Below are 26,831 nucleotides of genomic sequence, written 5' to 3'. Positions count from 1 at the left end.
TGGAGTAGAGAAGGACACTTCCAGACACCCTGTGTTTCAGGTAATGTTTGGGCTTCAGAGTTTTGGTGAAGAACTATCTCAACCGGAAAATGAAACCACGCTGCTTTATCCTTTCAATGGAAATATTGATTATCAGGTAGCAAAGTTTGATCTGACGACGATGATTAACGATATTGGCCATAGTTTACAGGGAATGTTCAACTATGCGAAATCTGTTTTCTCAAAAGAAACCGTTCAGAATATGCTGAATACCTATCTGTTTCTGCTTGGTCAGATCGCAGAAATTAATGATAAGAAAGGCTTTGCGATATCAGAACTAAATCTTATTCCTGAAGAACAGCATGAAGCTGTTTCCAAACTGTGGTCATCCGGAGTTGATTACCCAAGTGATGCAACCATTCATCAATTGTTTGAAAATCAGGTTGAAAGAACACCCAATCATACCGCAATCGTTTATCAGGATGTAAGACTCTCTTATCGTGAGCTTAATGAACGAGCTAATCGTTTGGCGAATTATCTAGTTGAAACGTATGATATTCAGCCTGATGATCTTATTCCTTTATGTCTTGAACGTTCCGAAGAAATGCTTGTAGCTATTCTGGCTGTGCTAAAATCCGGAGGAGCGTATGTTCCGATGGATCCCTCATATCCTGCTGACAGAATCAAACATATTCTGACCGATACAGGTGCAAAAATTGTGATTACTCAAAAAGGATTTGAGTTCAATGTCCTTGAAGCTTGCGGAGAAGCCACTTCCATGCTTATTTTGAACGATCCAGAGTTGGAAACTGTTCTTGAAAATAGTAGTATTGAAAACCCTGTTACTTCCGTTGCATCTAATCATCTGGCGTATGTCATCTACACCAGTGGAACTACAGGAATGCCAAAAGGTGTACTACAGGAACACCGCAATGTAGCCCGTTTATTCAGTGCGACAGATCATTGGTATCAGTTTAATGATCAGGATGTCTGGAGTTTATTCCATTCCTATGTCTTTGACTTTAGTGTATGGGAAATCTGGGGAGCGTTGTTCTATGGTGGAAAATTATTAGTTCCATCCTCTGAACAGACCAAAGACACGAATTTATTCTTCAGCTTATGTTTAGAAGAAGGATTAACAGTGCTTAACCAAACCCCAACTGCCTTCTACCAGTTTATTGATACAGCACTTCAGAGAGACGAGATATTAAGCAGTCTTCGTTATGTGATTTTTGGTGGAGAAGCTTTAAATCTGGCCTCTTTAAAACCTTGGTATGAACGCTATCATTCTTCCCCAACACTGATTAATATGTATGGAATTACTGAGACAACCGTCCATGTAACCTACAAGAAATTAAGTCCAGAAGACTTGGATAAAGCTTCATTGATCGGGGAAAATATTCCAGACCAGGGTATGTATATCCTTGATAAACATCTTCGTGCCGTTCCTGTAGGGGCAGTAGGGGAATTGTATGTAGGAGGAGCAGGAATTGCGAGAGGTTATCTGAACCGTGAAGAACTTACCGCCGAACGTTTCATCAGCAATCCTTTCCAGACCTTGGAAGAAAAAGAACAGAGAACTAATGGAATCCTCTATAAAACAGGAGATTTGGTACGCTATCTTGCTGATGGTGAGCTGGAATACATCGGAAGAAATGACTTCCAGGTGAAGATCCGCGGATACAGAATAGAATTAGGTGAGATTGAAAACAGACTTCAGGAATACCCGGAAGTAAAACAAGCTGTGGTTCTGGTCAAACAAAACAAAGCCGGACTGAAATACCTTGTTGGATATTATGTCTCAGAAAAAGCCCATGAAGTAGGTGATCTTACCGCATTCTTATCAGAAGTATTACCAGAATACATGGTTCCTGCAGCATTTGTTCACTTAACCTCATTACCGCTGACCATCAATGGAAAATTAGACAGAAGAGCCTTACCTGAGCCTGAATTTACAGGAGGTAGAGAATATACAGCCCCTGAAACCGAATTACAGGAGAAATTATGTCAGATCTATGGAGAAGTCCTTGGATTAGATGCTTCAGGCATTGGTATTCATGATGATTTCTTCAGATTAGGAGGGGATAGCATTATCAGTATCCAGCTTGTCAGCAGGATCAGGCAAAGACTTGATATAAGAGTAAGCGTTAAAGATATTTTTACCACCAGATCAGTTCTGAAACTTTCCGAATTAATGGAAAGCAAGGCCAAAGAAGAGCAAACTCAAATTCTGACGGAACAAGGTCAACTTACCGGAAGTTTATCCTTCCTACCTATTCAGGAATGGTTCTTCAATTTGGTTGAGGAAGGCTATGTAGGAGATCTTAATCACTGGAACCAGTCTTTCCTGATTACCGTTCCTGAGCTTAATCCAGAAGTACTGAAGCAAAGTATAAAGCTGCTGATTGAAAAGCACGATGCCTTCAGAATCTATTATCCAAAAGAAAATAATGCATACACTCAACAGTACGGAACAGAATATATACCGGAGATTAAAGATCTTGATATTTCAGGAATGTCATCAGAAGAAATTTCCAACGTATTCACAGAATGGCAGTCTCATTTTGATATTGTAACCGGACCTTTATTCCAGGTTGGATATGCTCACGGATATGAGGACGGAAGTGCAAGAATTTTCTTTGCATTGCACCACTTGATTATTGATGCCGTAAGCTGGAGAATTATTACAGAAGACCTGAAAAATATATATCAGAACCTGGAAAAAGGAAACCAGCCTGAAACCTATGTAAAAGGAAGCAGCTACCGCCAATGGACTGAAGCTGTAAAAGGATATCTTCTTGATAACCCTGAAGCCAGAACCAAAGAACTTACTTACTGGACTCATACTGCCGGTAATGTTGCGAAAAACAATGATATTTTAACTGAAATATCTTCTGAGGAGTATCATTTTGCAAATCTTAGCCTTGAAGAAAGCTATACAGAGAAGCTGATCAGAGAGATTCATCATGTTTATCATACACAGATTAATGATATCTTATTATCTGCCCTTGCTTCTGCGCTTTCAGACCTTACCGGAACGTCAGGACATGCTGTTCTTCTGGAAGGACACGGCCGTGAAGAAGTATTTAATAACCTGGATATTACAGAAACAGTAGGATGGTTTACTTCCATGTATCCATTGCTGTTACAAACAGGAAAAAACATAAAAGATACCGTTGTTTTAACCAAAGAATCACTGAGAGGCATTCCAAATAATGGAATTGGATATGGCAGCCTTGTCGGATATACCGAACAGGCCCTTCCAAAAATCAGTTTCAACTATCTTGGGCAGCTTGACCAGGAAGAAAGTACAGGTGAAAAAAAACTGGTATATCTCAGGAGAAAACAGTGGAAACTCCATGGGGGATAAAAACCGGGACAGCTATATCATTAGTGTCAACGGAGCTATTGCCGATGGGCAGCTTCGCTTTGGAATCTCAGGATATCTTTCACAGGATCAGGTAGATCTGCTTACTGAAAAATTTGAAGACTATATAAAACAGATTGTTGATGAATTAACAGCAGAACAGAGAACCTGGTTAACGCCATCAGATACAGAGAACATCGTTGGCAAAGACCAGCTGATGTATATTCAGGCATCAGGAGCTGTAGAAGGAGTATATCTGGCCAACAGCTTACAGGAAGGATTTGTATATCATGCATTGAATCAGGGAGATACTGATGATGCTTACCGTGTACAGCTGGTATGGGATTATCTTTCTGAAATAAATCTTGATAAGCTTAAAGAAGCATGGATATATACTCAAAATCAGCTTCCTACATTAAGACTAAGGTTTGACTGGAGTGAAGAAATTGTTCAGATCATCGACAAAAAAGGAAGTCTCGACTGGCGTTATCATGATCTGAGTGAAATGAATAAAGATCAGCAGGAAGATTTGATTGCAGAAATAACTCATAAAGACCGTTTCGAAGTATATGATCTTGCAAAAGGAAGTCTTTTCAGAATATACCTGTTCAAACGCTCAGAGAAGCATTATACCTGTCTGTTCAGTAATCATCACGCCATTCTTGATGGGTGGAGTATGCCTATATTCCTCACCCTTATTCATGAAGCTTATTTAAAACTCATTAAAAATCAGGAGCTTTCTCCGGCACCGGATGAAGCGTATGCAGAAGCCCAAAAGTATCTTCAGAACCATAAAGATGCGAATGTTGATTTCTGGAAAGACTATATGGGACTTCTCGAAGACCGTGAAGATATCAGTGGCTGGATTAAAGAATCTAAAAAACAGATTGATCTTTCAGAATACAAACAGATTGTAGACCATCGCTCGATAAAAAATGTCGATTGTGGGTGAACAATACCAGCAATTGAAGAAGTTTACAGCAAAGAACGGATTTACCATCAATGCTGTACTTCAATACCTGTGGCATAAGCAGTTGGCAATTTACAGTGGAACGCAGTCTACGGTGGTAGGAACTACGGTTTCCGGAAGAAGTATACCGGTAGATGGGATTGAATCATCAGTCGGCCTTTATATCAATACCTTGCCATTAATTGTAAGCCATACGGAAGGTAAAGTAGCTGATATTATTTCGGAAATTCAGAACAGGATCAGTGAGCTCAATACCCATAGTAGTGTAAACCTGGCAAGCCTTCAGCATGACGGACGTAGAATTTTCAGCAGCTTATTTGTCTATGAAAATTACCCGGCTCCGAAAGGAGATGAGGATAATGAATTATCATTTGTCTTCAAAGGTTCGGTAGAACGCCTGGATTATCCGTTGGGAATAGTAGCTTACGAAGCAGGTGATGAGATTTGGCTGAATATCAGCTACGAAGGTTATCTTTTTGAAGAGGCTATGATTCAGCAATTAATCGGTGGAATGAACACTGTTTTGGATCAGATTCTTGAAGATTCAGAAATTTCATCTGAACAGTTATCTTATCTTACTCAGGAAGAATATAAAACGGTTTCCAAATTATGGTCTTCCGGAGTTCACTATCCGAGTGATACCACCATTCATCAATTATTTGAAACCCAGGTTGAAAGAACACCAGATCATACAGCAATCGTTTATCAGGACGTAAGACTCTCTTATCGTAAGCTTAATGAGCGAGCTAACCGTTTGGCGAACTATCTTATTAAAACATATGATATTCAGCCTGATGATCTTATTCCTTTATGCCTTGAGCGGTCCGAAGAAATGCTTGTGGCTATTCTTGCTGTGCTAAAATCCGGCGGAGCTTATGTTCCGATGGATCCATCATATCCTGCCGATAGAATCAAACATATTCTTACCGATACAGGTGCAAAAATTGTGATTACACAAGGCGGTTCTGAGCTTAATGTCCTTGAAGCTTGTGGAGAAGAAACGTCCATGCTTATTTTGAACGATCCGGAACTGGGAACAGTTCTTGAAAATTATAGCATTGAAAACCCTGTTACTTCCGTTGCATCTCATCATCTGGCTTATGTCATCTACACCAGTGGAACTACAGGAATGCCAAAAGGTGTACTACAGGAACACCGCAATGTAGCCCGTTTATTCAGTGCGACAGATCATTGGTATCAGTTTAATGATCAGGATGTCTGGAGCTTATTCCATTCCTATGTCTTTGACTTTAGTGTATGGGAAATCTGGGGAGCTTTATTCTATGGTGGAAAACTATTAGTTCCATCCTCTGAACAAACCAAAGACACGAATTTATTCTTCAGCTTATGTCTAGAAGAAGGTTTAACGGTATTAAACCAAACCCCAACTGCCTTCTATCAGTTTATTGATACTGCCATTCAGAGAGACGAACAGTTAAGCAGCCTTCGTTATGTGATTTTCGGAGGAGAAGCCTTAAATCTGGCTTCTTTAAAACCTTGGTATGAACGCTATCATTCTTCCCCAACACTGATCAACATGTATGGAATTACTGAGACAACCGTCCATGTAACCTACAAGAAATTAAGTGCTGAAGACCTGGATAAAGCCTCATTGATCGGGGAGAATATTCCAGACCAGGGCATGTATATTTTGGACAAACATCTTCGAGCCGTTCCGGTAGGCGCTGTAGGAGAATTGTATGTAGGCGGAGCAGGAATAGCAAGAGGTTATCTGAACCGTGAAGAGCTTACAGCCGAACGTTTCATCAGCAATCCTTTCCAGACATTAGAAGAAAAAGAGCAGAATACCAATGGAATCCTGTACAAAACAGGAGATTTGATACGCTATCTTGCTGATGGCGAACTGGAATACATTGGAAGAAACGATTTCCAGGTTAAGATCCGAGGGTATAGAATCGAATTAGGAGAAATAGAAAACAGACTTCAGGAATATCCGGAAGTAAAACAAGCTGTGGTTCTGGCCAAAGAAAACAAAGCCGGACTGAAATACCTTGTTGGATACTATGTCTCAGAAAAAGCCCATGAAATAAGTGATCTTACCGCATTTTTATCAGAGGTATTGCCAGAATACATGGTTCCTGCAGCATTTGTTCACTTAACCTCATTACCGCTGACCATCAATGGAAAATTGGATAGAAGAGCATTACCAGAGCCTGAATTTACAGGAGGTAGAGAATATACAGCCCCTGAAACCGAATTACAGGAGAAATTATGTCAGATCTATGGTGAAGTCCTTGGATTAGACGCTTCAGGCATTGGTATTCATGACGATTTCTTCAGTCTTGGAGGAAACAGTATTATGGCCATCAAATTAATCAGCTCCATCAAACGAACTCTGGATATGCAGGTTGGAGTAGCTGTGATATTTGGGCATAAAACAGTAGCCTCACTTTCAGAAGCATTAAATGATCAAAATAATATTGATGAACAGGTTACAATAATACCGGTAAAAGTGAATTCCCCTGAAGAGCAAAAGTTATCATTTGCCCAGGAAAGACTTTGGTTTATTGAAACCTATGAAGGAGGAAGCAGTGCCTATAACATTCCTATGACTGTCCGCCTGAATGAAAAAACAGACCTTTCGGTAATAGGTAAGGCGCTCGAAACCATTGTGATACGACATGAAGTATTACGAACCATTATCCGTTCAACCGACGAAGGAAAAGGATATCAGCTGATTCTTGACCAAGTTCCGACGATTCATTTACACGATGTAAATACAAAAGAGGAGCTGGACAGGGAAATCAACAGAGTTTCCAATAAAATCTTCCGTCTGGATGAAGAACTTCCTATAGAAATTAGCATTTTTAGGTTAGGAGACCACCATCATTTGTCAGTTGTGATTCATCACATTGCATTTGATGGTTGGTCAACGGATATTTTCTTAAAAGAAATACAAACCATTTACAATGCCCTTATCAAAGGTGAAGAACCTCAGCTTCCTGAAGTTAAGGTACAATATAAAGACTTTGCATTATGGCAGAGAGATTATCTTTCCGGAGAAAGACTTGACCATCAGGTAGACTATTGGAAAGCAAAACTGGATGATTTCCAGACCTTAAATCTGCCTGTAGATTATAAGAGGCCCAACCAGGTTTCTTATGATGGAGAAACCATCCATTTTGTACTGTCTCCGAAACTGGCCCAGGGCCTGAGAAAAACATCTAAAGATCTTGGAGTGAGTTTATACAGTGTGATGCTTGGAGGGTATTATCTGATGCTGTCTGCTTATTCCGGTCAGGATGATATCGTAGTAGGAAGCCCTATTGCCAACAGGCATCATGCAGGTCTTGAGGATATGATCGGGTTCTTTGTGAACACATTGGCCTTAAGAGAAACCATTGATGCAGAGCAAAATTTGAAAGACTTTATTCTTCAGATCGCTCAGTCTGTAATGGAGGCGCAATCTCATCAGGACCTTCCGTTCGAAAAACTGGTTGAAGAATTGGGGGTAGAACAGGACATGTCCCGCCATCCGGTATTCCAGGTGATGTTTGGGCTACAGAGTTTTGGAAGAAATACTGATGATGCAGATTTGCTGTTCCATCCTTATGAAGGAGATACAGATTATCAGGTGGCTAAGTTTGATCTGACTACGATGATTGATGATGGCGAAGAAACAATCCAGGGAATGTTCAATTATGCCAAGGCAATTTTTGCAAGAGAAACGGTCAATAATATGATAGATTCTTATCTGTTTCTGCTTGAACAGGCCTTCGGTAATGATGTGAACCTGGAAACAACCAAGCTTTCCCATCTTCGTTTAATAACAGAAGATACGGCTAAAAAAAATAACAGAAGAATGGAATGAAACAGAAGTATTTTACCCTTCTGATACAACTATTCATGGATTATTCGAAAAACAGGCAGCAAAAACACCAAATCATATTGCTGTAGTGTATCAGGACGTAAGACTGTCTTATCATGAGCTTAATGAACGTGCTAACCGCTTGGCGAACCATCTTATTGAAACGTATGGTCTTCAGCCGGATGATATTGTCCCACTATGTCTGAACCGTTCTGAACAAATGCTTATTGCCATCTTAGCGGTATTAAAATCCGGTGCAGCTTATGTGCCGATGGATCCTTCATATCCAGCAGACAGAATAGAACATATTCTTCAGGATACAGCAGCAAAAAATCATTTTTGGCAGAAGAAAAATACTTCAGAAAAAGTAAAAAAATACATCAGTAGAGATTATTTCACTGGATACAATCACTGTCCATGCTATTCTAGAAACAGTATCTTCAGAAAATCCTGTAACAGAAGTGAAACCTGAGAACCTGGCGTATGTAATTTATACCAGCGGTACTACAGGACTTCCAAAAGGAGTAATGATTGAACATAAAAGTGTAGCCAACTTAATAGAGCAGGAAGCCAAAGAATTTGGTCTGAAATCAGACTCTGTTCATAAAAACTGCCTATGGTACGCTAATTATGTATTTGATGCGCATGTTTGGGAATTATATCCGTCCATAACACATGGACACAGCATTTATATCCTGGAAAAAGATAAACAGACCGATCTTATTGCTTTACAGGAGTATATACATGAAAATAATATCAGTATTGCGACCATACCACCGGTACTTCTCACAAAAGACCATATTCTTCCTTTAGAAATAATGGTGGTGGCAGGAGATGTTACCAATCCTCAGGTGATGAAGCTGTATAAAGAACAGGGAGTAGATCTTATCAATGCCTATGGACCTACAGAAAGTACCGTATGTGCTACTTTACATCATTATAACAAAGATGGCAATCCGGTGAATATCGGAGGAGCTATTGGGAATATGACGGTGTATGTTCTGGATGATTATCAACGTCCTGTACCTGTAGGTGCAGCCGGAGAGCTTTATATCGGCGGAGCAGGTATTGCCAGAGGCTATTTGAACCGTCCTGAGCTTACCGAAGAACGTTTTATTTCCAATCCTTTCCAAACTTCTGAACAACACGTAAAAGGAGAGAATGGAAGGTTGTATAAAACCGGAGACTTAGTACGCTGGTTACCAAACGGAGAATTGGAGTATATCGGAAGAAACGATTTCCAGGTGAAAATCCGTGGCTATCGTATCGAATTAGGAGAGATTGAAAATACATTGTTAGGCTATCCAGGCATTCGTCAGGTTGCTGTCATAGCCAAAGAAAATAAATCAGGAATTAAATATCTGGCCGGATACTATGTTTCTGATGCAATGATTGATTCAGGGTTGCTTTCAGAATATTTATCTGAAACTCTTCCTGAATATATGGTTCCCGGAGCTTTTGTTCACTTAGATGCCTTACCATTAACAATCAATGGAAAACTGGATAAAAGAGCCTTACCGGAACCTGATTTCACAGGAAACAAAGAATACTCTGCACCTGAAACTGCACTTCAGAAGAATCTTGTAGAAATTTATGGAGAAGTACTGGGAATCAATGCCGAAAGTATCAGCATTCATGATGATTTCTTCAGATTAGGAGGGGATAGTATCATCAGTATTCAGCTGGTAGGAAAAATAAAACAAACGTCTGGAGGTAAGACTGAGCGTGAAAGAAATATTCTCCTCAAGAACCGCAGCAGCATTGGCGGTTCTGATGGAAGAGAAAAAATCAGGAGCTGAAGTTGAGATTCTTACAGAACAAGGAATCCTTACAGGTGAAGTTCCGCTTCTCCCTGTTCAGGAATGGTTCTTTAGCGAAAAAGAAAAGGGTTACCTGGCAGATTCAAACCACTGGAATCAGGCATTCTTGATTAATGTTCCGGAACTGGATCGCAGTCTTTTAGAAAAAAGCATTACGCTTCTGATTAAAAAACATGATGCTTTCAGATTATATTATCCTCTTGAAAACGGAAATTATAGTCAGTATTACGGAGATCAGAATGCAAGGGTAAAAATCAATTATCTTGATGTTTCCCAATTGAATAAGGAAGAGCTTTCCGGTATCTTCACCACATGGCAGGAGCAGTTTGAGATTGAAAAAGGACCACTTTACAATATTGGCTACATCACAGGATATCAGGATAAAACCGCAAGAGTTTTCTTTGCTTTCCATCACCTTATTATTGATACTGTAAGCTGGAGAATCATTCTTGAAGACCTCAGAAACATCTATCAGACGCTTGAAAAAGGAGAAAATTATCAGATTAAGAAAGGCAGTAGCTACCGCCAATGGGCACAGGCGATTAAAAATTATAAATCTGAAGATGCTGAATCCAGAGATAAAGAACTGGCTTATTGGAATGGAATAACTTCTGATGTAGATCAAAGTAATCAGACTCTTGAAGAAATTTCAGGTACTGAATACCATCATGATATCCTTCTTCTGGATCAGAATACTACTGAAAAACTGATTAGAGGAAGCCATCACGTATACCACACTGAAATCAATGATCTGCTGTTGGCTGCATTGGCATCTGCACTTAAAGATTTCACCGGAGCATCCCGACATGCTATCGTATTGGAAGGACATGGCCGTGAAGAGGTATTCACTAATCTGGATATTACGGAAACGGTAGGCTGGTTTACTTCAATGTATCCACTATTACTGACAACCGGAGCAAATGCGAGTGATACAGTAATATTGACCAAAGAAGCCTTAAGGGAAATTCCGGATCATGGTGTTGGGTATGGAGGCCTTGTTGGCTATACTAACCACGAACTTCCGAAGATTGGATTCAATTATCTTGGACAGCTGGATCAGGAAGACCATTCCGGTGAAAAAACATGGTCTATTGCAGCAGAAGATACCGGTCTTTCAATAGGAAAAGGGAACAAAGACAGCCATATTATCAGTATTAATGGTGGAGTATTGAATGGACAGCTTCGTTTCAGTATTTCAGGATATCTTACTCAACAACAGGTAGAGCAGTTTGCACAATCTTTTAAAAAACAGATTATTCATGTGGTGGAAGAACTTTCTCAACATACCCGCAGCTTCCTTACCCGTTCGGATATTGATTATATCATAGAGGATCAACAACTCTTATCAGTTCAGGAATCGGCAGAGGTTGAGAAAATATATATGGCAAACAGTCTTCAGGAAGGATTTGTGTATCATGCCTTGAACCAGGGAGATACAGATGATGCCTATCGTGTACAATTGGTATGGGATTATCTTTCGGATATGAATGTGGAGGCCCTTAAAGAAGCATGGTCTTACACTCAACAGCAGTTTCCTGCACTAAGACTTAGATTTGACTGGAACGGAGAAATTATTCAGATCATTGATAAAAAAGGAAGCCTAGATTGGCGTTATCAGGATCTGGGTACAATGAATGAAGAAAAGCAGGAAGAATTGATTAGAGAAGCTACCCAAAAAGACCGCTTTGAAGTATATGATTTATCAAAAGGAGGATTATTCAGAGTATATCTGTTCAAACGTGCTGAAAAGCATTATACCTGTCTTTTCAGCAACCATCACGCAGTGTTGGATGGTTGGAGTATGCCTGTCATACTGACCAGTATTCACGATATCTATCTGAAATTGACTAAAAAACAGGATCTGAATATTGTCACAGATCATGCCTATATCAAAACTCAGGAATACCTTCAGAAGCAAAAAGATAGCAGCCGAAGCTTCTGGAATGCTTATATGAACCTTCTCGAAGATCGTGAAGACCTGAGCAGCCTGCTTAAAGAATCCCAAAAGCATATTGATGTGGGAACCTATCGCCAGATTAAAGATCATCAGGCTGTAAAAATGACTATCATTGAAGAGGAATATCAGCAGCTGAAAAAATTTACCATTGAAAACGGTCTGACGATTAATGCGGTACTGCAATATTTATGGCATAATCAGCTAAGTGTATATGGAGGCGTTGAAACCACAGTAGTGGGAACCACCGTATCCGGACGAAGTCTTCCTGTAGATGACATAGAATCTTCAGCAGGTCTCTTTATCAATACACTTCCATTAATTGTACAGCATACTGAAGGCAAAGTGGTGGATATTATTGCTGATATTCAACAGCGAATCAGTGAACTGAATACCCACAGTGACGTAAACCTTGCAGAACTTCACCAGGATGCAAGACGTATTTTCAGCAGCTTATTTGTGTACGAGAACTATCCGGTACCACAAGGTGGCGATGACAATAATGAATTAGGATTTGTCTTCAAAGATTCAGTTGAAAAACTGGATTATCCACTAGGAATTATGGCATTTGAACAGGGAGAAAGTGTAACCTTGAAAATCAATTATGAAGGCGTTCTTTTTGAACAGCATACGATGGAGCAGCTGATTGATGGAATGAAAACGGTTCTTGCCCAAATCCTTGCGAACGGGACAATTACTTCCGATGAATTCTTGCATGTTTCTGATAATCAAATTGCTCTAATGGAAGAGTGGAATACTGTAGAATCAGATTATCCTTCTGATAAAACCATTCATCAGTTATTTGAAGAACAAGTGGCGAAAACTCCGGAAAATATTGCATTGGTTTATCAGGATGCTGTCCTGACATACAGTGAACTGAATGAAAGAGCAAACCGCTTAGCAAAGTATCTGATCCAAACCTATAATATTCAGCCAGACGAATTAGTTCCATTATGCTTAGATCGTTCCGAGAATATGCTGATTGCTATTTTAGCAGTCTTAAAATCCGGAGCAGCCTATGTTCCAATGGATCCTTCTTATCCTGTGGAAAGAATAGAACACATTCTTCAGGACACTGGGGCAAGACTGATTTTAGGCCAGGAAAGTACAGCAGAAAAGCTGAAAAATGTAAGTACAGATGTGGTCTCTTTAGATGAGATTACCTTTAAAGCAATGCTTGAAACCTTTGATGCTAAAAACCCTGTTACTAATACTCAACCAGGAAATTTAGCATACGTTATTTTCACCAGTGGAACTACCGGATTGCCTAAAGGCGTAATGGTTGAACACAGAAATGTGGCCAACCTGATTCACCAGGAAGCCAAAGAATTCGGATTGCTGGGAACAGGTGCTCAAAAGAACTGTTTATGGTACGCCAATTATGTATTTGATGCCCATGTTTGGGAATTGTATCCATCCATTACCCATGGTCATAGCATCTATATTTTAGAAAAAGACCTTCAAACCGATCTGTCTGCTTTAAAAGACTATATCGAAACGAATAACATCAGTATTGCCACTATTCCGCCAGTACTTTTAACGAAGGAATATATTTTACCGTTAGAGATCCTTGTTGTAGCCGGAGACGTTACCAATCCTCAGGTGATGGCGATGTACAAAGAACATGGAGTAGACCTTATCAATGCTTACGGACCAACAGAAACTACTGTATGTGCCACGCTTCACCACTATAACGAAGATGAAAATCCTGTAAATATCGGTGGGCCAATCGGAAATATGACCGTTTATGTACTGGATAATCATCATCGTATTGTTCCTGTAGGAGCAGTAGGAGAACTATACATTGGCGGAGCTGGAATTGCAAGAGGCTATCTGAACAGAACAGATCTTACAGAAGAACGTTTCATTGCAAACCCTTTCCAGACTGAAAATCAGAAGGTAAAAGAAGATAACGGGCGTTTATACAAAACCGGAGATTTAGTACGCTGGTTATCCAACGGAGAGCTTGAATATATTGGAAGAAATGACTTCCAGGTGAAGATCCGAGGCTATAGAATAGAGCTTGGTGAAATTGAAAATCAATTACTGGGTTATCCTGAAATCAGTCAGGTGGCTGTTTTAGCCAAGGAAAATAAGGCCGGCTTGAAATATCTTGCCGGGTATTATGTATCTGATACAGCCATAGATTCATCCTTACTGTCAGAATATCTGTCAGAATCACTTCCTGAATACATGGTTCCGGGAATCTACGTTCATTTAACCTCTTTACCGTTGACAATCAATGGTAAACTGGATAAAAAAAGCGTTACCAGAACCTGAGTTTACCGGAAGCACTCATTATGTTGCTCCTGAAAATGAATTACAGGAAAAACTATGCAAAGTGTACGGTGATGTATTAGGAATTAACCCTGGAATGATCAGTATTCATGATGATTTCTTCAGATTGGGAGGAAATAGTATCATGGCGGTTAAATTAATCAGCAAAATCAGACAGGATCTTGATCTGCAGGTTAACATAGGAATGGTATTTAATCATAAAACTGTGGCCTCTCTTTCCAATGTTCTGGCTCAGGAAAATAATAATGATAAACAAATAGAGCTTGTTCCAATCAAAGTTAATTCCCCTGAAGAGCAAAAATTATCCTTTGCCCAGGAAAGACTTTGGTTTATAGAATCCTATGAAGACGGAAGCAGTGCCTATAACATTCCTATCGTTACAAGATTAGATGACAGCATTCAGATCAATCTGTTTGAGGAATCTTTGAGAACTGTGGTTATGCGACACGATATACTTCGTTCCATGATTCACACCACTGAAAATGGAGTAGGATATCAGAAGGTTACAGACCTCATTCCTGAAATTAAAGTTTCAGAAGTGAAGAATGAGGAAGAATTAGAAAGTTCTGTCAATAAATGTGTGAACAAAATCTTCAGGTTAGATGAAGAACTTCCTGTAGAAATCAATATGTTCAGCCTTGCAGGGCAGGTTTATCTGTCTGTTGTAGTTCATCACATTGCTTTCGACGGATGGTCTACCGATGTTTTCCTAAAAGAAGTAGCCTCTGTTTATTACGCTCTCGTTGAAGGAAAAGAACCGGAACTTTCCCCTGTAAAAGTTCAATACAGAGACTTTGCATTATGGCAGCGTAATTATCTTTCAGGAGAACGCCTCGATAGTCAAATTAATTATTGGAAAAATAAACTGGATGATTTCCAGAATCTGGACTTACCTTCAGATTTCAAAAGACCAGCTCAGATATCCTACGAAGGAGAAAACCTGTATTTCCATCTGAATAAAGAACAGGGGGAAAAACTTAGAGTCCTTTCCCAGAAACTGGGAGTAAGTCTTTATAGTCTGATGTTAGGGGGCTATTATCTGATGCTGTCTGCTTATTCCGGTCAGGACGATATTGTAGTAGGAAGCCCGATTGCCAACCGTCATCATGCAGGCCTTGAAGACATTATTGGTTTCTTTGTCAATATATTGGCTTTAAGAGAAAAAATAAATCCTGCACAGAATATCAGTGATTTTATTCTTCAGGTATCAAAATCAGTTAATGAAGCCCAGTCTCACCAGGATCTTCCATTTGAAAAACTGGTAGATGAGATTGGCGTGGAGCAGGATACTTCAAGACATCCTGTTTTCCAGGTAATGTTTGGTCTTCAAAGTGTTGATAAAGATGTGAAAGCAAGCGAAGGACAGGTATTATTCCATTCTTTTGCAGGAGAAGTAGATTATAAAGCAGCCAAATTCGATCTTACTACGATGATTGATGATGACGGAGAAAAGATGCGCATCATGTTCAATTACGCGAAAGCCTTGTTTAAAGAAGAAACCATTACCCGAATGGCAGACTCTTATCAGCTTCTTTTAGATCAGATCATCGAAGTCAACACTGATCAGACTCCAATCCGTAATCTTTCATTGATATCAGAGAAAGAAACTCAGCAGATCATCGCAGATTGGAATGAGACCCAGGAAGATTATCCGTCAGAAATGACCATTCACAAGGCATTTGAATATCAGGCTGAAAAAAAATCCTGATACCATAGCTTTGGTTTATAATGATATTAAACTTTCATATCGTGAGCTTAATGAACAATCCAACCGTTTAGCAAATCATCTGATCCATCAGTATAAACTTAAGCCTGATGATTTGGTTCCGCTTTGCCTTGAAAGATCAGAAAATATGCTGATCGCGATCCTTGCCGTATTAAAAGCAGGAGCTGCCTATGTACCAATGGACCCTTCATATCCAGCGGACAGAATAGGACATATTTTAGAAGATACCCAGGCAAAACTGGTCATTGCACAGAAAAGTACAATAGAGAAAGTACAGAATATAAAAGTCATTTCACTCGATGAAGTTACGCTTAAAGCAACGCTTGAGACAGAAATGACTAACAACCCTGTTACAGAGGTAAATTCAGGAAACCTGGCTTATGTAATCTACACCAGTGGAACGACAGGACTTCCAAAAGGAGTAATGATTGAACATAAAGGAGTAATAAACCTCATCAAATCAATGATTAAGGCGCACCGACTTGAAGAGTATCAGGAAGTAGGATGCTATTCCAATTATGTATTTGATGCCTTTGTGTATGAAGCCTTTCCTGTATTGTGCAACGGAAATACTTTATGGTTATACACCAATGAGCTTAGAATCTCAGTAAATGAGCTTAATGATTATATCAAAACCAATGCGATCGAAGTTTCATTTATTCCACCGGTTCTGTTAAGAGAAATCGTGGAAAACGGAACAAGCTTAAAACTGATCTTTGCAGGAGGTGAAAGCTTCCCGGCATTGGATAAAAATATTGAAAACATTACCCTTGTCAACGAATACGGACCAACAGAAGGAACCGTATGTGTAACGCTTCACAATTACAAAGAAGATAAAAATCCATTGAATATTGGAGGTGCCATTGCCAATACAACCTTATATGTTCTGGATGCTCAATATCGTCCAGTTCCTGTAGGAGCAGTAGGAGAGTTGTTTATCGGTGGAGCAGGCATTGCCAGAGGATATTTGAACAGACCTGAACTTACAGAAGAACGTTTCATGGTAAATCCTTTCCAGACACCAGGAGAGAAAGAACGAAGTGAAAACAGCCGTTTATACAGAACCGGGGATTTAGTTCGCTGGCTGCCAAACGGAGAACTGGAATACAGAGGAAGAAACGACTTCCAGGTGAAAATTCGTGGTCACAGAATTGAATTGGGGGAAATTGAAAATACCTTGCTTCAGTTTGAAGGCATCCGCCAGACAGCAGTATTAGCAAGAGAAAATAAATCAGGCTTAAAATACCTGGCTGCTTATTATGTCTCTGATTCAGCTATTGATGCTAATATTCTTTCTGAATTTATTTCAGAGTCCCTTCCGGAATATATGGTGCCAGGTGCCTTTGTTCACCTGACTGAACTTCCGCTTACCATTAACGGAAAATTAGACAGAAGAGCATTACCGGAACCTGAATTTACTGCAGGTAAAAATTATGTAGCTGCCGAAACAGAGCTTCAGTCTGCACTTTGCCAGATCTATGGTGATGTACTTGGTCTTGATCCGGAAACTATTAGTATTCATGATGATTTCTTCAGATTGGGCGGGGACAGTATTATCAGTATTCAGCTGGTAGGGAAGATCCGCCAGCAGTTAGAAGTAAGATTAAGTGTAAAAGAAGTCTTTACAGCCCGAACGGTAGCTTCGTTGTCCCAATTGATAGAAGATAAAAAGCTTGGTGATGAAGCCACTATTCTTACCGAACAGGGAATTTTGACAGGAGAAGTGCCGCTTCTTCCGGTACAGGAATGGTTCTTTGAACAAAAAGAATCAGGTTATCTTACAGAATTTAATCACTGGAACCAGGCATTCTTAATCAATGTTCCCGAGCTTGACAAAGTTCTTTTTGAACAGGCTGTAGAGCAATTGTTGACGAAGCATGATGCATTCAGGCTAAGATATACAGGCCATACTCAGGAATATAAAACAGGTCAAAAAACTCCTGAAATTAAGTATCTTGATGCATCTGGTTTAAATGCGGAAGAATTAGCTGATATTTTCACAGATTGGCAGTCCCATTTCGATATTGAAAATGGCCCGTTGTATCAGATTGGGTACATCAATGGTTATCAGGACAGAAGTGCAAGAGTATTCTTTGCATTCCATCACATTATTATTGATGCGGTGAGTTGGAGAATCCTTACCGAAGATCTGAAAAACATCTACCAGACCCTTGAAAAAGGAGAAAATTACCAGATTCAGAAAGGAAGCAGCTACCGCCAATGGGTAGAAGCCATCAGAACTTATAAAAAAGACAATCCGGAATCCAGAGATCAGGAAACCTCCTATTGGAATCATATTGCTGATACAGTTGAGGAAAGCAATTCAACATTATCTGAACTGATTACTGAAGATTATCACCATGGTCATCTTCAGTTGGATAAAGAATCCACAGGAACCCTGATTCGTGGAGTACATCATATATATCATACTCAGATCAATGATTTACTGTTGTCTGCTTTAGCTTCTGCTCTTACTGAAGTTACCGGAGATGAGCGTCATGCTATTCTACTGGAAGGACACGGCCGTGAAGAAGTATTCAGCCAATTAGACATTACCGGAACAATGGGTTGGTTTACTACCATGTATCCGGTGCAGCTGGAAACAGGGAAATCATCAAAAGAAACCGTTATTCTTATCAAAGAATCCTTAAGGAGTATTCCGAATAATGGAATCGGATATGGTAGCCTTGTTGGATATATCAACCGTGAATTACCGAAAATCAGTTTCAATTACTTAGGCCAGCTTGATCAGGATGATATTTCCGGAGAAAAAACATGGTTCATTGCTGCTGAAAACAGTGGTGCCGGAGTGGCAGCTTCCAACCGTGACAGTCATTTTGTAAGCATCAACGGGGCTGTAGTGGACGGACAGCTTAGATTCGGAATTTCAGGATACCTTTCTGATGAAAAGATCACCCTTTTAGCCGAAAGCTTCAAACAGAACCTTGAAACTATTATTAAGAACCTTTCAGAAGAAAGTAGAAGTTATCTTACAGTATCAGACGTAGATTATGTAGTAGAAAATGCTCAACTTTCAGCCATTCAGGAGAAAGGAGAAATAGAAGGTGTATATCTTGCGAACAGCTTACAGGAAGGTTTCGTATACCATGCCCTGAATCAGGGAGAAAAAGATGATGCCTACAGAGTACAGTTAATGTGGGATTATCAGGCTAAAATCAATACAGATAAGCTTAAAAAATTCCTGGGAATTAATTCAGGCACAATATCCATCTCTTAGAATTCGATTTGATTGGAATGGAGAAATTGTACAGGTAATTGATAAAGAAGGACAATTAGACTGGCGATATGAAGATATCAGTACGATGTCTCAAGAAGCTCAGGAAGAATGGATTAAAGAAGTTACTCATAACGATCGTTTTGAAGGGTATGATCTTTCTAAGGGAAATCTTTTCAGAGTGTATCTTTTCAAACGAAACGAAGGACATTACAGCTGCCTGTTCAGCAATCACCATGCTATTCTGGATGGATGGAGTATGCCTGTTATTATGAATAGTGTTCATGATGCCTATCTGCACCAGCTTCACGGTCAGGAACCAACTCTATTAACGGATTCTGCATATGCAGCGAGTCAGAAATATTTACAGGCTAATAAACAGGCAGGGCGCAGCTTCTGGAATCAGTATATGACCCTTCTTGAAGATCAGGAAGACCTGAAAAGCCTTGTAAAAGAAGCTCAGAGACAGATAGATTTAGGAACTTACCGCCACATTAAAGACCATCAGAAGGTAACGATGCTGATAAGTGGAGACAGATATAATAATCTGAAAGACCTTACAAAAGCTCATGGATTAACGGTAAATGCAGTAATGCAATATTTATGGCACAGTCAGTTAAGACTGTACAGCGGATTGCAGACCACAGTAGTAGGAACAACTGTTTCAGGAAGAAATCTACCTATTGATGGGATAGAATCCTCAGCCGGATTGTATATCAATACCTTGCCATTAATTGTGAGCCATGAAGAAGGACGTGTGATAGATCGTATTATGGAAATCCAGAACAGGATCAGTGAGCTAAATTCTCATAGCGATATTAGCCTTGCAGAGCTTCATCATGATGGGCGCCGTATTTTCAGCAGCTTATTTGTGTATGAAAACTATCCGGTACCAAAAGGAGGCGGAAATAATGAATTAGGTTTTGCCTTCAGAGATTCTGTTGAAAAACTGGATTATCCGTTAAGCATAATGGCTTCGGAACAAGGAGATCGTGTGACCCTTAAAATCAATTACGAAGGCTTTATTTTTGAATCAGAAACGATGAATCAGCTGGTAAAAGGAATGGAATTGATGTTGGATCAGATTGTAAAAAATCCTGATATGAATTCAAATGATATTTCATATGTAACTGATAATCATTTTGTTTTATTGAATTCATGGAATGATACTGCAGATTTAAATATTTCATATAATACAACCCTTCATCAGCGTTTTGAAGAGCAGGCAGCCAAAACACCGGATCACACTGCGCTGGTTTACAAAGATATCCGATTGTCTTATAAAGAATTGAATGACAGGTCAAACCGTCTGGCGAACTATCTGCTTCAAACCTACGATCTTCAACCTGATGATTTTGTTCCGCTATGTCTGGAACGTTCAGAAAATATGTTGATTGCGATTCTGGCAGTATTAAAATCCGGAGCGGCCTATGTTCCGATGGATCCGTCATACCCAACAGAAAGAATAGAGCATATTCTTACAGATACCGATGCCAAAATCATTATCAGTCAGGAGACAACAGCAGATAAGGTACAAATCCTGGATAACGCTGAGGTTATTTCTCTGGATAACGCTGATCTACAGTTGGCTGTTGATGCAATGTCATCAAAAACACCTGTGACTTCAGTAACTCCAACAAGTTTAGCCTATGTGATTTACACCAGTGGAACCACAGGACTTCCGAAAGGAGTTATGATTGAACATAGAAATGTAATCAATGTAGTAAATCAGGTAAGAGAAGCTTACGGCTTCAGTGAAGGAAGAAAGATAACTGCTTATACCTCATATGTTTTTGATGTTTCCGTGTCTGAATTCTTTAACACATTATTGTTCGGAAATGAACTTCATCTATTGGATGAAGAAACGAAAAAAGATGCAGACTCCATAAGCAGATATCTGTTAAACCATGAAATCGATTATGCATATTTACCACCTGTAATGCTTTCCGTACTGCCACGTATAGAATATCCGGATCTTAAAGGATTACTCTATGCAGGAGAACCTTGTGATTATGAAACAGGTAAATACTGGTCAGAATATACGAAGCTTTATAATCTCTATGGCCCAACCGAAGCAACCATTTATGCAACCTATAAAAAAGTAAAACATGGTGACGTACAGCTTATAGGCCGCCCTGTAGGAAATTCCACCACCTATATTTTAGATAATTATGGTCGTTTGCTTCCTGTAGGAGCTGTCGGAGAACTCTATTTGGGTGGTGCAGGTATCGCCAGAGGCTATCTGAACAGAGAAGACCTTACAAAAGAAAGATTTGTTGATAACCCTTATCAGACTACAGAACAAAAGAAAACCGGAGAAAACGCACGCTTATACAAAACCGGGGATCTGGTTCGCTATTTAGCAGATGGGAACATAGAATACATTGGCCGTAACGACTTCCAGGTGAAGATTAGAGGGTATAGAATAGAGTTGGGTGAAATAGAAAACAAACTCTCCCAATATCCGCAAATAAGACAATCTGTGGTACTGGCTAAGGATAATACGAATGGAATGAAATACCTTGCCGGATATTATGTTTCAGATACAGCATTAGAGGTGGAAAAACTTACTGCATTTTTATCAGAAACATTGCCGGAATATATGATTCCTTCTGCTTTCATTCATTTAAAATCACTACCATTAACCATCAATGGGAAGCTTGACAGAAAACAGTTACCTGAACCTGAATTTACAGGCGGAAATGAATATACAGCTCCAATAAATGAACTTCAGAAAAAGCTTTGTATTATTTATGGAGAAGTATTGGGAATCAATCCGGAATATATCAGTATTCATGATGATTTCTTCAGATTAGGAGGAAACAGTATCATGGCTATTAAGCTTATTGGTAAGATTAAGCAGGAGCTGGGATTACAAGTGAGTGTGTCAATGGTATTCAATCATAAGACAGTTGCTTTATTGGAGGACGCATTAACAGCTGAAGAGACTGATGTTGAGAGCATTGAAATAATTCCTGTTGAGGTTAGCACACCGGAAGAACAAAGATTATCCTTTGCTCAGGAAAGACTATGGTTTATAGAATCCTACGAAGGCGGAAGCAGTGCTTATAACATTCCAATGACTGTTACTTTGAGCGTAAAAACGGATATCAAGGCTTTAGTTAAGGCTTTGGAGACAGTAATTCAACGTCATGAAGTCCTTCGTACGTTCATTATGACAACAGAAAACGGAGTAGGCTATCAGGTAGTTACCAACCATATTCCGGAAATCAGAACAATAGAGGCCGAAAGCAGAGGAGAGTTGGAAGAATTAGTAAACAGAACTGCTCATAAAGTATTCCGTTTGGATAAAGAAATTCCTGTTGAGATCAGTATTTTCAGATTAGATACTACCAGCTATCTTTCAGTGGTTATTCATCACATTGCTTTTGATGGCTGGTCTACCGATCTATTCCTGAAAGAAGTGGCAGAAGCCTATCATGCTATTGCGGGAGGACAGCAGCCGAAACTTCCTGAATTAAAAAATCCAATACAGAGATTTCGCATTGTGGCAGCGAAATTATCTTCAGGGAGAACGTCTGGATCGCCAGATTGAATACTGGAAAACAAAACTGGATGACCATCAGAGCTTAGATCTTCCGGTAGATTTCCACAGGCCGGCTGAAATATCCTATGAAGGAGATACCATCGGATTCAATATCCCGGAAGAAACGGCACTTAGGCTGAAAGAAATCTCCAGAAATCTTGGAGTGAGCTTGTACAACGTGATGTTGAGTGGTTACTATCTTACCCTTTCTGCCTATTCAGGTCAGGATGATATCATAGTGGGAAGCCCGATTGCCAACCGTCATTATGCAGGTCTTGAAAATCTTATCGGATTCTTTGTCAATACATTGGCATTGAGAGAGAAAATTGATCCAAAGCAAAATGTCAGAGATTTTATTCTGCAGGTATCAAAATCCGTAACAGAAGCACAGTCTCATCAGGATCTTCCATTTGAAAAACTGGTGGAAGAACTGGGAGTTGAGCAGGATACTTCAAGGCATCCGGTCTTCCAGGTGATGTTTGGGCTTCAGACCAGCAATGGTGGAGAGGTTGCTATCCAGGAAGGAGATGCTATTTTCCAGCCCTTTGATGGTGATGTAGACTACCAGGCTGCAAAATTTGATCTTACAACGATGATCAATGAAAGTCCTGATAGCATTCAGATGACCTTCAACTATGCGACTTCCTTATTTAAAAAAGAAACCATAAGCCGTATAGCAGAAACCTATCAATACCTGTTAAGCCAAATGGCAGAGTCTGGAAAATCTGATATAAATAGTTTGAAAATAGGAGAGTTATGCCTTCTTTCAGAAACAGAAAACCAAGAGATCATTGAGATCTGGAATGATAACAGAAAACCATATCAGGATAAAAATACCATTCACCGGCAGTTTGAAGCCCAGGCTGCTAAAACACCTGATGCTACAGCATTGGTATATCAGAATGTTCAGTTATCCTATAAGGAATTGAATGAAAAAGCAAATCAGCTGGCTAATTACCTCATCAGCGAGTATCAGCTTCAGCCGGATGATTTGGTTCCGTTATGCCTTGAACGTTCCGAAGAGATGTTGATTGCCATTCTTGCCGTATTAAAAGCCGGAGCAGCTTATGTTCCGATGGATCCTTCATATCCTGCAGAAAGAATCAGCCATATTCTAAAAGATACAGCAGCTGAGGTAATTCTTATTCATGAAGAAGTAAGAAGTAAGCTCAATGAAGTATCTTCAGGTGTAAATCTGGTTTCGCTGAATCATAAAGGATTAATAGAGAAACTGGCAGCAGCAGATCATCATAATCCCGTTGCAGAAGTCCATTCAGGAAATCTTGCTTATGTAATCTATACCAGTGGAACCACAGGACTTCCAAAAGGAGTAATGATTGAGCATAAAGGAGTGATCAATCTGATCGATGCCATGACAGAAGTTCATCAGCTTGAAACATATCAGAATGTGGGAGCTTATTCCAATTATGTGTTTGATGCCTTTGTATACGAGATATTCCCATCTTTATGCAATGGAAATACTCTTTGGCTGTACAGTAATGACTTAAGAACTTCAGTAAATGATCTTAACAATTATATTAAAACAAACAGCATCCAGGTTTCCTTTATTCCACCAGTCCTGCTGAAGGAAATTGTGGATAATGGAACAAGCTTACAGCTGATCCATGCAGGAGGAGAAAGCTTCCCTGCACTGGATAAAAACATTGAGAACATTTCCCTTATCAATGAATATGGACCAACGGAAGGAACGGTATGTGCTACGCTTCATCATTATAAGGAAGATAAAAATCCGTTGAATATTGGTAGAGCTATCGCGAATACAACCTTATACGTTCTGGATAACCAATATCGCCCTGTTCCGACAGGAGCAGTAGGAGAGCTATACATAGGTGGAGCCGGTATTGCAAGAGGGTACCTGAACAGGCCTGAACTTACTGAAGAACGCTTTATGGTAAATCCGTTCCAAACAGCAGATCAGAAAGAAAGAGGAGAAAACAGCCGTTTATACAAAACAGGAGATTTGGTTCGCAGATTAGCGAATGGAGATCTGGAGTATATGGGAAGAAATGACTTCCAGGTGAAGATCCGTGGCCATAGAATTGAGTTAGGTGAAATTGAAAACACATTACTCAGCTATGAAGGAATTCGCCAGGCTGCCGTATTGGTCAAAGAAAATAAAGGAGGAATAAAATACCTGGTTGGATATTATGTGTCTGATCCGGTAATTGATCCGCAGCTGCTTTCAGAATTCCTGATGGAAACACTTCCGGATTATATGATCCCGAATGTTTTCGTTCACCTTGAACAACTTCCTTTAACCATCAACGGAAAACTGGATCGAAGACAACTTCCTGAACCTGAATTTACGGGTATTTCAGAATATGCAGCTCCTGTAAATGAATTGCAGAAAAAACTGACAGAGATCTACGCTGAAGTGCTGGGTATTGATGTCGAAAGCATAAGCATTCACGATGACTTCTTCAGATTAGGAGGAAACAGTATCATGGTGATTAAGCTGATCAGCAGAATAAGAGCTTTATTGGATATTCAGATCAAAATCCTGGATATCTTCAAAGAAAGAACCATCAGCAAATTATCGGTAATCCTTGCTAAGAATAACAAAGAATATAAAACGATATCCACACTGGGAGGGATTAATAATAAACCTAATATTTTCCTTATTCACCCGGGAAATGGAGGAAGCGAAGTTTATCAGTCTCTGGCAGAAAAGCTTACATCAGAATATGACTGCTATGGAGTAGACTCTTATAACCTGTACCATGAAGAGAAAATTGATAACCTCAACAGGCTAGCCAATTATTATTTGGAGCATATTGAGGTCATACAGGAGCAGACAAATCAGGATGAATACATTTTGCTGGGATGGTCTCTGGGTGGAAATATTGCATTGGAGATCGCTGCTGAGCTGGAAAAAAGAAGGCATCAAAAAATTAAGGTTTATTTGCTGGATACGATCCTGTATGCATCAGATCAGACATTAATAGATTTCCTTTCATTCCCCACAGATGAAGAATTAAGTAATAGGCTAGCTGTTCCGATTGGTGACAGTCATTTTATAGCCACCAAAAACTTCATGTCAGCAGAGTTTACCATTGCAAAAGAGCCTATTTCCAATACTCTGAAATCAACCCAGGTTGTATTGCTGAAAGCAATGCAGAGTGGAGATACATTCAATGAATCATTTAATAATCATATTAAAAATTCAATGTACAACAATATAGACTCGATCGTAGAAAACAGAGATCTACTTTCTGTTTATCCTATTGAATCTTCGCATCAGATGATGTTAGAGAAAGAGGAACAGATCCTGGATATCATTAATCAAACAGTTGGAAAATAAAAAAAGCTATGGGAGATCACAGTCTCCCATGCTTTCCTGTAAAAAAAGAAAAGAAAAACCTATGAACAACGTAAGATCATCAAAACCACAGATATTTTTATTACACTATGCCGGCGGAGACAGGAATTCTTTCCGCCCTTTAATAGAAGAATTACAGTCACAATTCCAGATCGAAACACCGGAACTCCCGGGAAGAGGAAACCGGATGTCAGAACCCCCTTTAAAAGATAAACAAGAAGCCATAGCAGACATATTGATCCAGATAAAACGTACCCGACAAAAAGATGTTCCTTATTTGATCTACGGTCACAGCATGGGAGCTATTTTGGGTTTTGAAATTTGCCACGCTATGGAAAAAGAGAACGATGCTCCCGTACATTTTGTTGCTACCGGATATCCGGGGCCGGGCATAAAAAATACTCCGCCTATTGCAGACCTTCCCAAAACAGAATTCTTCGCTGAAGTAAGAAAACTGGGCGGGATTTCCGATGAGGTAATGCAGTATGAAGAATTATTAGACTTCTTTGAGCCCCTACTGAGAGGAGACTTCGGGCTTCTGGAAAATAAGAATAACCAGACCCCTGATATAAAAATACAGACTCCAATCTTTGCTGTAATGGGGAAGAGTGAAAAATATGCCCTGAATATAAGAAACTGGGCCAAGTATACAGAAGCATCCTGTGAATGTCAGATTGTAAATGGAAACCATTTCTTCATCAATCAGAATTTCAATTATCTGGCTCAGGTTATCAAAAACCTGATGAATGCCGCAATGGCTAAATAA

12 protein-coding genes (2 of these 12 cut by a window edge) are annotated in these 26,831 nt (G+C 39.6%); all 12 read left to right on the top strand.

What is annotated here, in order from left to right:
* Positions 1-69: the 3' portion of a non-ribosomal peptide synthetase gene (locus tag HX13_RS12040; RefSeq protein ID WP_316931307.1), read on the top strand. The gene continues 8,238 nt to the left of window position 1, outside the view; the window shows 69 of its 8,307 coding nt (coding positions 8,239-8,307); the start codon falls outside the window, past its left edge; the stop codon is at positions 67-69.
* Positions 1-3,349 carry the 3' portion of a non-ribosomal peptide synthetase gene (locus HX13_RS12035; RefSeq protein ID WP_050021261.1) on the top strand. Its footprint begins 23 nt before the window's first position, so only the last 3,349 of its 3,372 coding nucleotides appear in the window; its start codon lies beyond the left edge, outside the window; its stop codon occupies positions 3,347-3,349. Before HX13_RS12040 ends, HX13_RS12035 begins: the two co-directional genes overlap by 92 nt.
* On the top strand, positions 3,294-4,298 hold the full coding sequence (locus tag HX13_RS25600) for a condensation domain-containing protein (RefSeq protein ID WP_157837439.1): 1,005 nt from the start codon (positions 3,294-3,296) through the stop codon (positions 4,296-4,298). The genes HX13_RS12035 and HX13_RS25600 overlap by 56 nt, the downstream gene beginning before the upstream one ends.
* A complete protein-coding gene (locus HX13_RS12025; RefSeq protein WP_050021259.1) occupies positions 4,282-8,148 on the top strand; it encodes a non-ribosomal peptide synthetase in 3,867 nt (1,288 codons plus the stop codon). The genes HX13_RS25600 and HX13_RS12025 overlap by 17 nt, the downstream gene beginning before the upstream one ends.
* Positions 8,114-8,617, top strand: a complete 504-nt coding sequence (locus tag HX13_RS25595; RefSeq protein ID WP_128572378.1) for an AMP-binding protein — start codon at positions 8,114-8,116, stop codon at positions 8,615-8,617. The genes HX13_RS12025 and HX13_RS25595 overlap by 35 nt, the downstream gene beginning before the upstream one ends.
* A complete protein-coding gene (locus HX13_RS25590; RefSeq protein ID WP_050021257.1) occupies positions 8,607-9,944 on the top strand; it encodes a non-ribosomal peptide synthetase in 1,338 nt (445 codons plus the stop codon). The genes HX13_RS25595 and HX13_RS25590 overlap by 11 nt, the downstream gene beginning before the upstream one ends.
* Positions 9,871-14,199, top strand: a complete 4,329-nt coding sequence (locus tag HX13_RS12010) for an amino acid adenylation domain-containing protein (protein ID WP_128572377.1) — start codon at positions 9,871-9,873, stop codon at positions 14,197-14,199. Before HX13_RS25590 ends, HX13_RS12010 begins: the two co-directional genes overlap by 74 nt.
* Positions 14,162-15,925 carry a condensation domain-containing protein gene (locus HX13_RS12005; protein ID WP_050021255.1) on the top strand — a complete coding sequence of 588 codons (1,764 nt, stop codon included), beginning with the start codon at positions 14,162-14,164 and terminating at the stop codon, positions 15,923-15,925. The genes HX13_RS12010 and HX13_RS12005 overlap by 38 nt, the downstream gene beginning before the upstream one ends.
* Positions 15,897-19,181 carry a non-ribosomal peptide synthetase gene (locus tag HX13_RS12000; protein WP_050021254.1) on the top strand — a complete coding sequence of 1,095 codons (3,285 nt, stop codon included), beginning with the start codon at positions 15,897-15,899 and terminating at the stop codon, positions 19,179-19,181. Before HX13_RS12005 ends, HX13_RS12000 begins: the two co-directional genes overlap by 29 nt.
* On the top strand, positions 19,105-22,734 hold the full coding sequence (locus HX13_RS11995) for an amino acid adenylation domain-containing protein (protein ID WP_316931306.1): 3,630 nt from the start codon (positions 19,105-19,107) through the stop codon (positions 22,732-22,734). The genes HX13_RS12000 and HX13_RS11995 overlap by 77 nt, the downstream gene beginning before the upstream one ends.
* Positions 22,685-26,047, top strand: a complete 3,363-nt coding sequence (locus HX13_RS11990) for a non-ribosomal peptide synthetase (RefSeq protein WP_050021252.1) — start codon at positions 22,685-22,687, stop codon at positions 26,045-26,047. The genes HX13_RS11995 and HX13_RS11990 overlap by 50 nt, the downstream gene beginning before the upstream one ends.
* The gene (locus HX13_RS11985; protein ID WP_050021251.1) at positions 26,037-26,831 is read left to right on the top strand and encodes a thioesterase II family protein; all 795 of its coding nucleotides are present in this window, start codon (positions 26,037-26,039) and stop codon (positions 26,829-26,831) included. The genes HX13_RS11990 and HX13_RS11985 overlap by 11 nt, the downstream gene beginning before the upstream one ends.

Source organism: Chryseobacterium sp. P1-3 (assembly GCF_000738495.1).
Classification (GTDB): domain Bacteria; phylum Bacteroidota; class Bacteroidia; order Flavobacteriales; family Weeksellaceae; genus Chryseobacterium; species Chryseobacterium gallinarum.
The sequence above is the reverse complement of the archived record's forward strand: the minus strand, read 5'-3'. Positions and strand labels throughout refer to the sequence as shown.